This window comes from Maribellus luteus (genome assembly GCF_003576475.1).
In the GTDB taxonomy this organism is placed as follows: domain Bacteria; phylum Bacteroidota; class Bacteroidia; order Bacteroidales; family Prolixibacteraceae; genus Draconibacterium; species Draconibacterium luteum.
The window spans coordinates 1-16095 of sequence record NZ_QWGR01000016.1; the positions used below are offsets into that span (position 1 = coordinate 1).

Annotated in this window: 12 protein-coding genes; 6 read left to right on the forward strand and 6 right to left on the reverse strand. The window is 45.7% G+C overall.

What is annotated here, in order from left to right; translation table 11 throughout:
• Positions 1-639 precede the first annotated feature (639 nt).
• From D1614_RS19490 to D1614_RS19520, 6 genes are all read left to right on the forward strand, one after another.
• Positions 640-1515: an electron transfer flavoprotein subunit beta/FixA family protein gene (locus D1614_RS19490; protein WP_119439778.1), complete on the forward strand. Its 876-nt coding sequence runs from the start codon at positions 640-642 to the stop codon at positions 1513-1515.
• A gap of 24 nt (positions 1516-1539) precedes the next feature.
• Complete coding sequence (locus D1614_RS19495; RefSeq protein WP_119439661.1) at positions 1540-2559, forward strand: electron transfer flavoprotein subunit alpha/FixB family protein; 1020 nt, start codon at positions 1540-1542, stop codon at positions 2557-2559.
• Positions 2560-2582: 23 nt separating this feature from the next.
• Positions 2583-4292, forward strand: a complete 1710-nt coding sequence (locus D1614_RS19500; protein WP_119439662.1) for an acyl-CoA dehydrogenase family protein — start codon at positions 2583-2585, stop codon at positions 4290-4292.
• 336 nt (positions 4293-4628) lie between these two features.
• Entirely contained in the window at positions 4629-5195 is a 567-nt protein-coding gene (locus D1614_RS19505; protein ID WP_119439663.1) for an acetate uptake transporter, read from the forward strand.
• Between the two features lie 891 nt (positions 5196-6086).
• The gene (locus D1614_RS19515) at positions 6087-6581 is read left to right on the forward strand and encodes a hypothetical protein (protein ID WP_147384329.1); all 495 of its coding nucleotides are present in this window, start codon (positions 6087-6089) and stop codon (positions 6579-6581) included.
• A 4-nt stretch (positions 6582-6585) separates the two neighbouring features.
• Positions 6586-7929: a M64 family metallopeptidase gene (locus D1614_RS19520; protein WP_119439666.1), complete on the forward strand. Its 1344-nt coding sequence runs from the start codon at positions 6586-6588 to the stop codon at positions 7927-7929.
• A gap of 759 nt (positions 7930-8688) precedes the next feature.
• On the opposite strand, the gene D1614_RS19525 is transcribed toward D1614_RS19520, so the two are convergent.
• The 6 genes from D1614_RS19525 to hemA form a co-directional block, all read right to left on the reverse strand.
• On the reverse strand, positions 8689-9159 hold the full coding sequence (locus D1614_RS19525) for a hypothetical protein (RefSeq protein ID WP_119439667.1): 471 nt from the start codon (positions 9157-9159) through the stop codon (positions 8689-8691).
• Positions 9160-9475: 316 nt separating this feature from the next.
• Positions 9476-10504: a uroporphyrinogen decarboxylase gene (hemE, locus tag D1614_RS19530; protein WP_119439668.1), complete on the reverse strand. Its 1029-nt coding sequence runs from the start codon at positions 10502-10504 to the stop codon at positions 9476-9478.
• Positions 10505-10506: 2 nt separating this feature from the next.
• Positions 10507-11802, reverse strand: a complete 1296-nt coding sequence (gene hemL, locus D1614_RS19535; protein ID WP_119439669.1) for a glutamate-1-semialdehyde 2,1-aminomutase — start codon at positions 11800-11802, stop codon at positions 10507-10509.
• Between the two features lie 217 nt (positions 11803-12019).
• Complete coding sequence (gene hemB, locus D1614_RS19540) at positions 12020-13000, reverse strand: porphobilinogen synthase (protein WP_119439670.1); 981 nt, start codon at positions 12998-13000, stop codon at positions 12020-12022.
• Between the two features lie 23 nt (positions 13001-13023).
• Positions 13024-14730, reverse strand: coding sequence for a hydroxymethylbilane synthase (gene hemC, locus D1614_RS19545; protein ID WP_119439671.1), 1707 nt, complete (start codon positions 14728-14730; stop codon positions 13024-13026).
• Entirely contained in the window at positions 14727-15980 is a 1254-nt protein-coding gene (gene hemA / locus D1614_RS19550) for a glutamyl-tRNA reductase (RefSeq protein WP_119439672.1), read from the reverse strand. The genes hemC and hemA overlap by 4 nt, the downstream gene beginning before the upstream one ends.
• Between the last annotated feature and the right edge of the window lie 115 nt (positions 15981-16095).

Genomic DNA, 16095 nt, shown 5'->3' on the forward strand with positions numbered 1-16095 from the left:
CGCTTGAAGCTTTCATCATAAACTATAAATCCTGACATAAATTTACTTTTTGTGTAAACCTATTTTAGGACAAGACAGTGTTTCCCCTCAATCGCATATCAAAACGGGCGTTTTTAGGCAAATGCTAACTTAAAATTGTTATAAATTAAGTGCCTCTTTCCCGCTGTTGATTTTTAGAATAATCTGGCTTATTATTCCGAAGCGTTGTCACACAAGAGTTTGAGCGCCTTGAAAACGAATCATTTTCCCTGTTGAACGACATTCGCTTTTTTTGTGTTTCCGTTTGCTTTTGGCGGGGCTCCTTCATCTTGATTTCTTTGGGCTGAATCTTTATATTTGCCTCTCTTCATGCTTTAAAAGAAAGAATTTGAAGGGATTTTACTTCGTTCGCGAGGTGAAGGAAATAAGAGAATCGAACCTAAATTGGGCTGCATGAATGAGTATCAAAAATTTCTGATCAACACCCTTCTCAGCATACTGATTCATTTGCTACCCTTCCGGGTGGAATTCAAACTTCAGCAACAATAAACAAATTTTTACAGATGAAACGAGCATGTAACTTATGTTTTGGCACCTGGGGTGATGAAAGAATATGCGAGTTCCATCTTATACAATGGAAAAATAAACAACTTTAATAAGATGAAAGCTTACAACATTATTGTTTTGGCCAAGCAGGTTCCTGATACCAGGAATGTGGGCAAAGATGCAATGAAAGCTGACGGGACGATCAACAGGGCGGTCTTGCCGGCAATTTTTAACCCGGAGGACTTAAATGCCCTGGAACAGGCCCTTCGCATCAAAGATAAATTTCCGGGTAGCACCGTGAAGATCTTAACCATGGGACCCGGAAGGGCTGCCGATATCATTCGTGAAGGTCTTTTCAGAGGCGCCGACGGTGGTATTTTGCTTACCGACCGAGCGTTTGCCGGTTCTGATACGCTGGCAACTTCGTATGCGCTGGGACAAGCCCTGAAGAAAATGGGTAACATCGACATCATTATTGCCGGACGTCAGGCCATCGATGGTGACACCGCACAGGTAGGACCACAGGTAGCCGAAAAACTCGGAATGCTTCAGATCACTTATGTGGAAGAAGTAATTGAGTTGAAAGACAAGAAGATTACCGTAAAACGCAGGCTCGAAAACGGTGTGGAAACAGTGCGGTGCCCGCTGCCGCTGGTAATGACAGTGAACGGAACAGCTCCCGACTGCCGTGCCCGCAACGCCAAACGACTGATGCAATACAAACATGCAAAAACGGTTACCGAATTGCAGAAAGAGAACGAAGATTACACGCATATGTACAACGATCGTCCGGACCTCAACATTCCGGAGTGGACAGTGAACGATATCGAAACGGATCCTTCTCAGCTCGGATTGACCGGTTCTCCTACAAAAGTGAAAACCGTAGAGAACGTGGTATTGCACGCGAAAGACTCGAAAGTGATTTCGGCCCTGGATGAAGAGATTGAAACAATGATGATCGAGCTGATCGAAAGTCATACAATTGGATAACGGACCCCTTAAAATCAGAATACTATGAATAGCGTATTTGTATATTGCGAGATAGAAGACGGCCATGTTGCTGAAGTAAGTCAGGAACTGCTGACCAAAGGACGGTCGTTAGCCGATGAACTGAACTGTAAGCTGGAGGCGATTGCCATCGGTCATCAACTCGATGAAATCGGGAAACAGATCATTCCCTACGGTGTAGATACTCTTTATATTGCCGACGACAAACGGCTGAGCCCTTATCAGACCCTGCCACACACTTCGATTGTGGTGAACCTGTTTAAAGAAGAGCAGCCACAGATTGCCCTGATGGGAGCATCATCGGTTGGCCGCGATTTGGGACCACGTGTTTCTTCGGCACTTCACAGCGGGTTGACTGCCGACTGCACCAGCCTGGTGATCGGCGATCATTTCGATAAAAAACAAGACAAGAATTACGAGAACCTCTTGTACCAGATCCGTCCGGCTTTTGGCGGAAACATCATTGCAACCATTATCAACCCCGACTGTCGCCCGCAGATGGCAACCGTTCGCGAGGGGGTAATGAAAAAAGAAATTCGCGATCCGAAATACAAAGGGAAAGAGGTAAAACTTGATGTGGCAAAATATGTAAGCGACACCGATTTTGTGGTCGAGATCATCGAACGTCACGTTGAAAAAAGCAAGTTGAATATCAAAGGTGCGCCGATTGTGGTAGCCGGTGGTTACGGAATGGGCTCGAAAGAGAATTTCAACCTGTTGTACGAACTGGCCGATGTGCTGGGAGGTGAAGTCGGTGCTTCGCGCGCTGCGGTGGATGCCGGGTATACAGCTCACGAACGCCAGATCGGACAAACCGGTGTTACTGTTCGTCCGAAACTGTACATTGCCTGCGGAATTTCGGGGCAGATCCAGCACCGCGCGGGTATGGAAGAATCGGCGCAGATCATCGCGATCAATACCGATCCGGAAGCTCCGATCAACGCCATTGCCGATTATGTGATTAACGGAGATGTGGCCGAGGTGATTCCTAAAATGATCAAGTATTACAAAAAGAACACCAAGTAATTCACCCTTTAAATTGCGGAAAAATGGCAAATTATTATAATGACAACAGCGAATTAAAATTTCATTTGAACCACCCTTTGATGGAAAAGATCGTTCGCCTGAAAGAACGGGAATATTCCTTCAAAAAAGAGTTTGATTTTGCCCCGATGGATTACGAAGATGCCATCGACAATTACGACCGTGTGCTGGAAGTAGTAGGCGAAATCTGTGGAAACATTGTGGCTGAAAATGCGGAAAGCATCGACGCCGAAGGTCCTCAGGTAGTAGACGGGCACGTGATTTATGCCCGCGGAACCCAGGAAAACATCGACGCCCTGAACCAGGCCGGTTTAATGGGAATGTCCTTGCCTTACAAATACGACGGGCTGAACTTCCCGATTGTTCCCTACATTATGGCGGCCGACATTGTGTCGCGTGCCGATGCAGGTTTTGTAAACATCTGGGGCTTGCAGGACTGCGCCGAAACCATCAACGAGTTTGCTTCGGAAGAGCAAAAAGAAAAATACCTGCCGCGTGTATCGAACGGCGATACCATGGCCATGGACCTGACCGAACCCGATGCAGGTTCCGACCTGCAGGCTGTGCAGCTGAAAGCTACCTGGGACGAAAAGAAACAAACATGGTTGCTCAACGGTGTAAAACGTTTTATCACCAACGGCGACGGCGATATTTCGCTGGTACTGGCCCGTTCGGAACCGGGAACAAAAGACGGCCGTGGTCTTTCAATGTTTATCTACGACAAGCAGGACGGTGGTGTAACCGTTCGTCGTATCGAGCATAAAATGGGGATCATCGGATCACCCACCTGTGAGCTGGTTTTCAAAAATGCGCCGGGCGAACTGGTAGGTTCACGCAAAATGGGCTTGATCAAATACGTAATGGCCCTGATGAATGGTGCCCGTTTGGGAATCGCGGCTCAGTCGGTAGGGGTGAGCGAAGCTGCTTACCGCGAAGCACTGGCCTACGCCAAGGAAAGAATGCAGTTTGGGAAAGCCATTATCCGTTTCCCCGCTGTTTACGAAATGCTTTCGCTGATGAAAGGCAAACTCGACGCCTCGCGTACCTTGTTGTACGAAACAGCCCGTTTTGTTGACATGTACAAAACTTACATGCACATTGCCGAAGAGCGTTCGCTGGAAAAAGAAGAGCGCGAAGAAATGAAAAAATACCAGCGCCTGGCTGATATCTACACGCCGCTTGTAAAAGGAATGGCGAGCGAATACAGCAACCAGCTGGCATATGACGCTGTTCAGATCCACGGTGGTTCGGGTTTTATGAAAGACTACCCGGTGGAACGTATTTACCGCGACGCCCGTATTACTTCTATTTACGAAGGAACAACCCAGTTGCAGGTGGTTGCTGCCATCCGTGGTGTAACAACCGGCTCTTACCTGAACCAGATTCGTGAGTACGAAGCCGAGCGTGTATCGCCCAAACTGGAGTACCTGAAACGTTCGCTGATTATTTTAACCGACGATTACGAACGCGCCGTGAAGAAGGTAATGGCAGCCGACGATACCGAGTTTGTTGATTTCCACGCCCGCCGTTTGGTGGAAATGGCCGGTCACATTATCATGGGTTACCTGCTGGTGCTGGATAGCAACCGCGACGAGAGCTTCCTGAAATCGGCTCAGAACTACCTGAATTTTGCCAAAGGACAGGTAAAAGCACATGCCGAGTTTATCCGCTCTTCAGAACTGGCTGATCTGGGTAACTACAAGTTCGAGATTTAAAATGAAAGCTGCGAGCTTTTAGCTGCACGCTGCAAGAAATACAAGAGTCACTCATTTATGGGTGGCTCTTTTTTATGGATTGAAGGATTGAAGGACTGAAGGACTGATGGATTGATGGAGAGAATGCTTAAATGCTTTAGTGCGTGAATGCTTTAATAAATGGCGAGTCTCTGGCTTTTCTGAAACGCATCAAAACAGAACTATGAGCTATCCCGGGCTTTTGCTGAAGTTCATTAACACAATGTTTTGAGTGCAAACTTTATTTTTCGGGCTTCGGAGTTCGGACGCTTATTCTGTTATTTTTGCGCCCAAATTAATACAGGAGAAACATCGTAAATGAACAATGCAAAATTAGGGAATCCTGCAGTGGTAGGACTGGCTGGGTTTGGTTTAACAACACTTTTACTTCAATTTCACAATTTAGAGTTACTGGGCTTGGGACCTGTTGTGGCCATGGGATTTATCTTTGGCGGATTGGCCCAGTTAATGGCAGGCTTGATGGAACAGAAAACCGGAAATAACTTTGGATTTGCCGTGTTTACCAGTTACGGAGCTTTCTGGATTGGGTTGGGAATCATCTGGATATTGAACCATTTGGGAGTTTACAGCTCTTCGGGTACCGATGTTGGATATTACCTGGTAGCCTGGACACTGCTGACAGCCATTTTCTGGGTGGGAGCACTGTTTATCCACACGGCCATGGTATTAACTTTTTCCACCCTACTGGCTGGCTTTATCTTTTTAGATCTGGGACATTTTGGCTTTCCCTTATTTAACAAGGTGGCAGCAATCGTTTTAATTGTTTGTGCCTTACTGGCCTGGTACATGATGGCAGCGATTATTTTAAACGAACTAGCGGGCAGACAAATGCTAAAAACAGGAAAAGCCTGGATTCGGAAGTAAACTCTGAGGGGTTTACCATGCAAAACACGAATAGTTATATTCGTGTTTTGTTATTTTTGATGGAATAAAAGCAGGTAAAAGTTCAGAGGGTTGAGTTCAAAGCTCGTCACAATCCAGCATCAACATCAAGTATCAAATTTTCATCCCACAAAAGCTATAAACTGCGACTGTCTCACCTCCTCCGTGATTTTAGTGGTTGATGCCCCGGAATTTCTTGTCAGCCTTGGAAATGGGGACAAATTTAGAAGGGGTGAGCCATGAGTTACAATCCATTGTCAATTAAATATTTAATGTTGATCATTGGAGATTCAGTTCTTCAATTTTATTAATTTATTCCTACTACTTAAAGTTTCACTACTCCTTTCAATAGCAATGCGAGAATGAGCTACTAGCCGCAAGATAGGGGTAAAGTTCCCTGTCTCGGCTCAAGTGTCGATTGCCGCTTTCATAATTTTCCCCCTAACAGCTTTATTGAAACAACAAAAGACTGGTTCACAACAGCGAAAAATTGTACAAACGCCGACATATTACTATAGACGCCCCTTTGGAACTGTTAAACAACAATGGGGATCCAGTGGCAGTATCAAAGAAATAGATCGAAAGGGCTGTAGCTGACTTTAGTTTTATAGCGGCGGTCTATATGTTGAGGCGAATCATGCACATTGTCGGAATAAGTAAGTTACTTGCAATCATGAGTCGCTTTTTCTTGATTATATATTCAAAAGTCGATCTTTTAAGGCTATTTTTGGCCCCGGTAGCCCCAATACTCATAAGTACAATGAAAGACGCCTGTTGTGAAATCTGCTTTTCGAAACCAAAAGGAAAATTTAATAAAAACAGGTATAGAGGCTGGTTTTCAGATGGGTTGCCATTGGCAAAAAAATAAAAAAAGTGAAAAGCAATTTGATATCGGTTATCACCAGAATAACAATATTTGTTTTGGTAATGAGCTTTGCTTCTTGCAAAGTATTGAAGCAAAACGAATCAACAGATATTACAAGTAATTCCAATAATCCTTTGATGGTTTTTTTAAACTGTTCCATATCACATGACTCTATTGGTCAGGAATACAAAATGGATTTAATCGATAAAATCATCACTGAAGGGAGGGTTAAGCAAACAACGGTTAATTCTAAGACATATGAGCAGGACAATTTCAGATATTGTTTATTAAATAAGAATTACCAGATTATTTCTTTTTCTTATATGCCAAACCCACTTGATAAAACAATAGAGTATGTTGATGAAAATGGGCTTTTGGGGAAAAGGAGTATTCGGTTGGATAGCACACAATTTTCGTTAAGAATTCCTTTAGCTACGGGATCTGAATTTGTTTCTTTTGAAAAGGATAACAAACAGCTTCTATTGGTTGATCTGAACAAATAATAAAATGAAAAATTTAGTTTTTACGATATTGATTTCGTTAATGTTCAGAATTGGATTCTCACAAGTATTTGATGTTGATACAATTCAATATAATGGCAGTGCCGATACTTTAATTAACATTGTAATTCTTGGGGATGGATATACTCAGAATCAGTTAGGGCAGTTTGTAAAAGATGCCAGCGATGGTTTAGAAGCATTGTTTAATGAAGATCCGTATTCAAATTACCGGAACTACTTTAATGTGTTTTTAATAAAAGTACCATCAAATGAAAGTGGAGCTGCCGATGACCCGGATAATCTGATCGACAATTATTATGGGAGCACATACAATGCTTATGGAATCGAACGGTTGCTTGTTCCTATAAGAGAGTTCAGAGTTACCAATGTGCTTGCCAATAATTTTCCTTCATACGACCAGGTACTAATGATTGTAAATGATGCTAGATATGGAGGGTCCGGAGGTTGGATATCCACATCTTCAATTCATTCCGACGCATTCGAGCTTATCCGTCATGAACTGGGGCATTCCTTTGCTGGTTTGGTAGATGAATATTGGGCTGGGAACAATTACGCACGAGAAGGAATAAATATGACACAGGAAACAAATGTTGATTTTTTAAGATGGAAAAACTGGTATGGAGACCTTGGAGTGGGGTTGTATCCGCACAGCGAGTCACCTACATGGTACAGACCGCATCAAAACTGCAAGATGCGCTATTTGGGTCCGGCTTTTTGTGCTGTTTGTAAAGAGGGAATTATAGAGAAAATTCATTCATTGGTTTCTCCTTTGGTTTCATATGTCCCTGCATCCACAAATTTAAATCCTTCAGATTACCCGATCTCTTTTAAACTAAATTTGATAGAGCCCGAGCCCAATACTTTGCAAATTAAATGGACTTTGAATAATTCACCATTTGATTTAAATACTGATTCAGTTAAAATTGAATCATTTGAACTAGTTTCAGGTTCAAATAACTTAAGTGCAACAATTGAAGATACCACTGGATTATTACGAGTTGATGGACACAATCAGATCCATATGTTCATTGTTTCATGGAATGTTGAAAAGCTAGAAACGGGGATAGAAACCCTTTCCTCCCAAAAAATGAATATCAGTATTTTTCCGAATCCATTCCAGGATTACCTGGTAATAAAAAATGAAGAGGAATTAAAAGAAAACTTAAAAGTTGAAATCGTTGATATGATGGGAAATATACTGATGTCACACATATCTAGGAAAGAAGAATACTGCACTATAAATATGTCAAGCCTAAATCGAGGATTTTACATGATAAACTTATATGTAGGCGAGGTTCTGATTGCTACCCGTAAAATGGTAAAGAACTAAAGCTATTGTTCGTAAAGAAATGAGTTTAAGAACAAGTTTCAAACAGTATTTTTTTTCTATTGCACTTTTTCCCGTAAGGTTTTACAAGTACACAAATTCTTGAATAAGCAGCTAGTTTTACAAAGGGTATCACGTGGTGATCCTTTACCGTAATGAGGGAGACTGTTCTGGATTTGTTAGGTAAATCTTCCTGCAATTGTCTTTTCCCAATCACACCGTTGGGAAAAAGGTAGCCGACAGTTACTCTCTCGTTAACCAGCGTATTGTGTGTTTCATTACCGGCATCAATTTTACGAGTTTATAAAAGCTACCGATCCGGTTTCTGACTGAAATGTAGTTTTCAAAGAAACAGTCTACGCTAAACGTAAATCATCTTCGTGGTCACTCCTCCTCTACCCCTCGTTTACAATGAGGAGTAAGCTTTTCTGCGTTCGCAATGCCATTTTGTTCGGCAGCATTTTTACCCCTCCGTCATTCCGGTGGCTAAAGCCCCGGAATTCCTCGTCCCCCTAAAATGGGGACAAATAAAGAAGCTGGGAGCTATTGCTAAACTGTAAAACGGTTAAATTGTAGGATGCGCTGTGAGCTACGGGCCACAAGTTATTTCCTTATGCACTCATCTCCAGACAGAATGCTGATCTCTTTTTCAAAATCTACGATCTAAAATCCCTGCCCGTCCGGTCAGGCGGGGTAATCGTCATTCAACATTCTTTTGGATATGGCATCTAGTATCCAGTATCCAGTATCGGGGGTCAAGTATCAAACATAAATCGAGATCAGCGAAAAGGCGATCAGGAAAATGGAGAGCAGGTAGTAGATGAGCACTTTGCGGTAGCGGCCTTTGCTGTCTTGGGTTTTGAGTGAGGAGATGAGCCCGAGGTTGGCAATAAAAAGCGCAAAAAGCATCAGCACAATGTGCTCCACCGGCCACAGCCGTTTCGATACTTTCTCCGCTCCTTCTTCAATGCCCATGTAATTGAGGCCGGCGTCGGTGCCCAGGCCGGTGAACAGGATGATCCCAAAAATGAGTTGCAGGTAGAGGTTGATGATAAACGCGTACGACAGGAATTTGTCGAAGGTCGAAAATTCGCGTTTTTGCCGGATTCCGCTTACCGAGCGGTAGACCAGCAAAACGGCAAACACCAGGAAACTCACGCTCACCACGTAATGAACGATTTTCACCGTGGGGATGATCAGGAGCGTGGAAAGCTGAACTGTTTCGTTTATCATTGTAAGTCTCTGTTCTACGTTTTATACATTAAGTTTCACGCAAAGTATGCTAAGTTTTAATCCAAAGGACGCAAAAAACGGAGGCAGATAATTCCATCTCTGCGATCTTTGCGCTTCTTTTTCCTCTTTGCGTGAACCCGATTTATTGTCTTTTCCGCTACCCGTTTCTGACCCCTAGATCCCCTAAAGGGGACTTAAGACTTCCGCCAGCGGCGAAATGAAACAGGTTCACTTTCATTTTTGTATTGTACTATCCTTGTGCTAATTCGTTATATTCTAAAAACTGAATACTGCAAACTGCGACTGCCAGCTGTCCCTACCGTCCCCAGTTGGCCTGTTTGATCCAGTCGACCACAAACTTTGCATTTTCAACCGGAATACCCGGGATAAAACCGTGGCCTACGTTAAAGATCCATTTGTCGTTGGCGGCACCAAACTCGAGGTAGGTTTCGAGTTTTTGCCCGATCGTAACTTGATCAGCCAGCAAAATACGCGGGTCGAGGTTTCCCTGAACACCCAGTCCGGGGTGCAGCATAGTACGGGCTTCATCGAGCGGCACCTGCCAGTCGATGCTGATAAAATCGGCATCTTCGGGTCCGAGGTATTTCAGGCCCACACCCAATCCTTTGGGTAAAAAGATGACGGGCGTACCGGTTTCCATCACCGCCGCCGAAATACGGCGAACATGCGGCATGATGAGTTCCATATATAAATCGACCGGAATTAACCCGGCGTGTGTTTCAAATATCTGAAAAGCGGCTATACCGTGTTTTACCTGGTTTAGCGCGTATTCAATCGACAGGTTGGTGATCACTTCGAGCAGCTCGTTGGCGAGGCTTTTGTTTTGGTACAGCAACGCCACTGCATCGGGGAAGGTGTGGTTGGTACCCAGCCCCTGCACCATGTAGCAAAGCGTGGTAAACGGAGCTCCGCAGAAACCGATCAATGGAACATCGACCGGCCTGCGTTCTCCAATCCTATCAATTACGTTATAGATATACTCCAGTTTTTGAGCGTCGGCTTTTAAAAACGACAACGGATCGGCGACATCTTTCAGCGCCTTTTCAAAGCGCGGGCCCGAATCGGTAAAGGCGAGGTTCATCCCCAGCGCTTCGGGAATCACAAGGATGTCCGAAAACAAAATGGCGGCATCCACGCCCAGGTCATGAACCGGGAGCAAAGTAACTTCAGCTGCCAGCTCGGGCGAACGCATCAGTTCGTGAAAACTGTGTTCTTTCCGCATTTCGAGGTACGAGGGAAGCACTCTTCCCGCCTGCCGCATAAACCACACCGGTGGCCTTTCTGTTTTTTCTCCCCGTAACGTTTTTTCGAAAATATTGCTCATGTCTATTTCTTCAGGTTTTGCAACGCTTTTTTGTTGGCTTCAATAATACAATCAATGTCTTGGTCGGTGTGTGCGTACGAAACAAACAAACACTCGAACTGCGAAGGTGCCAGGTAGATCCCGCTTTCAAGCGAAAGACGGAAATATTCAGCATATTTTCCGGTATCGCAGGTCATGGCTTCGTCAAACGAAGTCACCTGTTTTTCTTCGGTGAAGAACAGGGTCATCATCGATCCCACGCGGTTCAGCACTGCTGGGGTACCTGTTTCTTCGAGGTTTTGCCGGATGCCTTTTTCAAGCTTGGCTGCCTTGCGTTCCAGTTCGCTGTAAAAATCGGCTGTTTCGTTGATCATCGTCAGCATGGTGATCCCTGCCGCCATTGCCAGCGGGTTTCCGGATAAAGTTCCGGCCTGGTACACGGGGCCCACCGGGGCCAGCATGTCCATGATCTCTTTTTTACCGCCGTAAGCGCCCACCGGAAGTCCGCCACCGATGATTTTTCCCAGTGTGGTGAGGTCGGGAGAAATACCATAATATTCCTGTGCACCGCCTTTGGCCAGCCGGAACCCGGTGATCACTTCGTCAAAGATCAGCAGTGCGCCGTTGGCCGTACAAATCTCGCGAAGACCTTCGAGGAAGCCGGGATTCGGAGGCACCATCCCCATGTTGCCCGAAACCGGTTCAACGATCACCGCAGCAATCTGTCCGTTTTCCTCGTCAAACAGTTTTTGCACTGAATCGAGGCTGTTGTATTCGGCGAGCAAGGTATCCTGTGCGTTTCCTTTGGTCACCCCCGGACTGTCGGGGATGCCCAACGTGATGGCACCCGATCCTGCTTTGATCAGAAAGCTGTCGCCGTGGCCGTGGTAGTTGCCGATAAATTTGACGATCTTCTCGCGTTTGGTGTATCCGCGTGCCAGCCGAATCGCGCTCATGGTAGCTTCGGTACCCGAGTTCACCATCCGCACTTTTTCCACTGTCGGGAACATTTCCACGATCAGTTCGGCCATTTGTGTTTCGTACTGCGTGGGAGCGCCGTAGCTGGTTCCCTTTTGTGCAGCTTCGTTAATGGCAGCCAGAATGCGCTCGTGCGCGTGGCCAAAAATCAGTGGTCCCCACGAGGCTACAAAATCGATGTAGCGGTTACCGTCGATGTCAAAAATTTCAGCGCCTTTGGCTCTTTCAATAAACACAGGATTCAGCTTCACACTTTTAAAGGCGCGAACCGGTGAGTTTACCCCGCCCGGGATTACCTGCTGTGCTTTTTCAAAGGCTTCTATACTTTTTGTAAAGGACATGTTCTGTTGTTTTTTACCCCCTAAATCCCCCTGAAGGGGGACTTTGTCTCCATTAGGGAGTAGATATGGTTATGTATATTTTGTGGAGCAACTCACCCTGACCCCGAGTACCCGGGATCGTCCCTCTCTTTGCAAAGAGAGGGAATGAGGGAGAGTTCGGTATTCCTGAAATGACAATATCTTTATAATTTCTCAATTCAACTTTCTTTGTTCGCGTTTACTTCATCGCGTTAATAATGTTGGCCGCATCCACCGCGTGGTAGGTGATGATGATGTCGGCTCCGGCGCGTTTGATCGAAGTCAGGATTTCCATCATCACGCGGGCTTCATCGATCCAGCCGTTTGCACCGGCGGCTTTTACCATCGAAAACTCTCCGCTCACATTGTAAGCTGCTACCGGCATGTTGAATTCGGTTTTCACACGGTAGATCACGTCGAGGTACGAAAGGGCAGGTTTTACCATAACGAGGTCGGCGCCCTCTTCGATATCTGCTGCCACTTCGCGCATGGCTTCGTTCGAGTTGGCCGGGTTCATCTGGTAGGTAGCACGGTTTCCGAATTTCGGAGCGCTTTCAGCGGCTTCGCGGAAGGGTCCGTAAAAACCGGAAGCGTATTTCGCCGCATACGACATGATTGGTATTTTTTCAAAATGGGCTTCATCCAGCGCCTTGCGGATGCTTCCCACGCGGCCGTCCATCATATCGCTGGGTGCGATCATATCGGCTCCGGCTTCGGCCAGCGAAACCGATTGTTTGGCCAGTGTTACCAGCGTGCTGTCATTGTCCACATCGCCGTCGATAATCGTTCCGCAATGACCATGCGTGGTGTATTCGCAGTTGCAAACATCGGCCACAATATACAGGTTGGGCAATTCCTTTTTGATGGCGCGGATAGCGGTCTGCACGATGCTGTTGTGCTGGCAGGCTACCAGTCCGTGTTCATCTTTTTCAGCCGGAATTCCAAAAAGCAACACCGCACGAACACCCGCGGCCACTACTTTTTTACACTCCTCCACCAGGAGTTCCACCGATAACTGGTAGTTTCCCGGCATCGACGAAATCGGGTTCTTCACGTTGGTTCCGGCGCATACAAAAAGCGGCATGATTAAGTCGTCCACCGAAAGTTTGGTTTCGGTAACCATGTCTCTCAATACTGAATTGTATCTAAGTCTTCTTAATCTTGTTTGTGGAAATGCCATAACTTGTCTGTTTTGATGTTTGATTACTTGCTAAAATACTGAATAATGGACGAAACAAGGCCTTCCGAATTGTAAGGCGCTGCTTCGAATGCGGTTTCCCAGCCCAGTTCCTGCACGGCTTGGGTGGTTACCGGCCCGATGCTTCCGATGATGGGCGGCGTGGCCAGGTCTCTTCCCATCAAAGCATGAAAATTCTGCACCGTTGACGGACTGGTAAAAAGAATGCAGTTGTATTGATTGTTCTGAATGAGACGCTGCACATTTTCACCCGGTGTAACAGGCGGCAAGGTGTTGTACACATTCAGCCGTGTAATGTCATTTTTTTCTGAAAGCTGCTCTTCGAGCTTTGTTCCGGCGATGTTTCCCAACGCCAGCAATAGTTGCTGACCTTCCGGATGGTATTCTTTTTTGAATGCGGCTACAAATTCTTCAGCCGTGGCTTCGGGTGAAATAAATTGCGGACCATAACCGTAATAGTCGAGTTCGGCCGCCGTTTTTTCGCCGATCACCGCAATCTTCAGGGTTTCGGGCAAAGTGGTGTTTCCGTTGGTTTCAATCAGCTGTTTGAAAAAGTGGATAACGCCGTTTTTGCTGGTGAAAAATACCCAGTCAAATTTTTGCAGGTCTTTTAAAACCACTTTTTCTGAACCGGAAAGTACGGCTGTTTCAATCCGGATCATCGGAGCTTCGATCACATTGGCGCCTTTGGCTTTGAGCAACTGCGAAAGATCGTCGCCCACTTCAACGGGTCGGGTCGAAATAATCGTTTTTCCTTTTAGCGGAAGTTCGCCGGTTTGTGGCGCAATGTTGGCTTTGATGGTGTCGAGTACCGTTTTGCCTCCTTCGTTCAGCAATTTTTCCGCCAGCTTGTTGGCAATTTTATTGGCTTCTTCAACAGGGCCGGAAGCTGAATCCTTGATAAACACACTTCCGTCGAGGTTGGAAATAAACCCGGTGATGGTAAAAGTGTCGCCTTCAATTTCAGAATGACTTCCCACCGGAATCTGGCAACCGCCTTCCAAGGTGCGTAAAAAAGTACGTTCGGCACCCGAAGTGATCATCGTTTCAGGATGATTAATACCATCCAACAGATTTTCAATCTCGTGATCCTTTTCCAATATTTCGATCGCAATGGCTCCCTGCGCACAGGCCGGAATCATTTTATCGGGCGAAAGCACTTCCGAAATGTGCTCGTCCATGCCGAGGCGTTGCAAACCGGCAGCCGCCATGATCATGGCACTGCAATAACCTTCTTCCATTTTCCGGATGCGCGTGTTTACGTTTCCGCGAATTTCAACAATGGTAAGGTGCGGATTGAGTTTAAGCAACTGCGCCTTTCTTCTCAGGCTCGATGTTGCAATAATATCTTCTGATGTAAGTTCTTCGAAAGTTCGCTGGTCTTTGGTAACCAGGGCATCGAAAGCGCTGGCTCGCTCGAGTACCGCGCCGAGTTTGGTGCCTTCCGGGAAAACGGTGGGCAGGTCTTTTAAACTGTGAACGGCCATGTCGATCTCGTCGTTGAACATCGCAATTTCCAGTTCCTTGGTAAAAAGCCCCTTGTCGCCGATTTTGGAGAGCGGTACGTCCAGTATTTTATCGCCTTTGGTTTTAATTACCACGATCTCAAAAGTGAGCTCCGGGTATTTTGCCTCCAAAGCATCTTTTACGCGGTAAGCCTGGTACAAGGCCAACTGACTTCCGCGGGTTCCGATTCGAATGTGTTTTCTCATTGAGCGATTTTGAACAGGTCGTTCACCAAATCAATGTACTCTTTTTTGCGTCCATTGTCGGTTACCGACTTAACGTTGCGGATCATCAGGCGGATGAATTTGTTGGTGATGTGCTCGGCATACATTTCAGCATCTTCGCCGTTGTTTTTCACCTGCTTTTTCATAAAGCCTTCCAGTTCCTGCTGGTTGATTTTCTGGAAATTTTCACTGATGCTCTGGAAAGTAGCCGTCAGTTCGCGTGTGTGTTGCCAGTCGGCAAATTCAGCCACAAAACTTTCGATAATCTCTTCGGCTTTGTCAATTTCGCCTTTGCGTTTTTCGAAGGTTTCGTCCACCACAGCGGTTAAATCATCCACGTTGTAAACAAAGGTATTGTCAATTTCGCCAACCGTCGCTTCCACATTTGCCGGAACAGAAAGATCGATAAAGAACATCGGTTTGTAGTGGCGGAGCGGCATGATCTGCATCATTTTTTCTTTGGTGATCAAAGCCTTTTTTGAGGCTGTGCTGGCGATCACAATATCGTGGTTGAGCAATAATTCCTCCAATTCATCCAGATTACGGGCTTCGCCGTTGTAACGTTCAGCCAGTTCCGCTGCTTTTTCAAACGTACGGTTAATTACCGTGAATTTGGTACAGCCTTTTTTCACCATGTTCTGCATGGTAAGTTCGCCTGTTTGTCCGGCACCGATCAAAAGAGCCGGGTGCGAAGTAAGGTTGCGTAATTTTTGTGCTGCCAGTTCCACAGCTGCGTAACTTATCGAAACGGCTCCCTTGCTCAGTTCGGTGTTGGTGCGTACCGATTTTCCGGCTTCAAACGCTTTGTTGAACAAACGGATCAGCACCGAGCTGTTGATGTTTTGACGTTCGCTGATGGCAAACGCTTCTTTCAGCTGACCAACAATCTGGTATTCTCCCAAAGCCATGGAATCAAGCCCGGCAGCTACCCTGAACAGATGACGGGATACGTTTTCACCGAAATAAGTATAAAAATGTTGTTTAACCTGGGTGTCAGCTTTCCGCCAGTTAATAAGCGTAGAGAGCATGTAATCGCTGAACGATTCAATGTTTGAACCTGAATAATCGAAGTAAATCTCCGTCCGGTTACAGGTGGATAAAACGATGGCACCGGTCAATCCCATCTCACTCAGGCCCGGAATAAAACGCCGGACATCCTCTTCGCAAAAAACAAATCTACCCCGGATTTCAATGGGTGCTGTCTTGTGGTTTAATCCTAATAATCCGATCATTCGCTGTGAATCTTTCTGATTTGCAGTTCAAGTATATTAAAACAATCTGTAGAAAATCTGTGCAAAAAATCCGGATTTGACAGAATGCGGTTTTGCTTTCTCTGTGTTGTGATAA

Bases quoted from the DNA above. Each gene is read 5' to 3' on its own strand.
- D1614_RS19490 (WP_119439778.1), top strand. From the start codon at position 640: ATGAAAGCTTACAACATTATTGTTTTGGCCAAGCAGGTTCCTGATACC.
- D1614_RS19495 (WP_119439661.1), top strand. From the start codon at position 1,540: ATGAATAGCGTATTTGTATATTGCGAGATAGAAGACGGCCATGTTGCT.
- D1614_RS19500 (WP_119439662.1), top strand. From the start codon at position 2,583: ATGGCAAATTATTATAATGACAACAGCGAATTAAAATTTCATTTGAAC.
- D1614_RS19505 (WP_119439663.1), top strand. From the start codon at position 4,629: ATGAACAATGCAAAATTAGGGAATCCTGCAGTGGTAGGACTGGCTGGG.
- D1614_RS19520 (WP_119439666.1), top strand. From the start codon at position 6,586: ATGAAAAATTTAGTTTTTACGATATTGATTTCGTTAATGTTCAGAATT.
- D1614_RS19525 (WP_119439667.1), bottom strand. From the start codon at position 9,159: ATGATAAACGAAACAGTTCAGCTTTCCACGCTCCTGATCATCCCCACG.
- hemE (WP_119439668.1), bottom strand. From the start codon at position 10,504: ATGAGCAATATTTTCGAAAAAACGTTACGGGGAGAAAAAACAGAAAGG.
- hemL (WP_119439669.1), bottom strand. From the start codon at position 11,802: ATGTCCTTTACAAAAAGTATAGAAGCCTTTGAAAAAGCACAGCAGGTA.
- hemB (WP_119439670.1), bottom strand. From the start codon at position 13,000: ATGGCATTTCCACAAACAAGATTAAGAAGACTTAGATACAATTCAGTA.
- hemC (WP_119439671.1), bottom strand. From the start codon at position 14,730: ATGAGAAAACACATTCGAATCGGAACCCGCGGAAGTCAGTTGGCCTTG.
- hemA (WP_119439672.1), bottom strand. From the start codon at position 15,980: ATGATCGGATTATTAGGATTAAACCACAAGACAGCACCCATTGAAATC.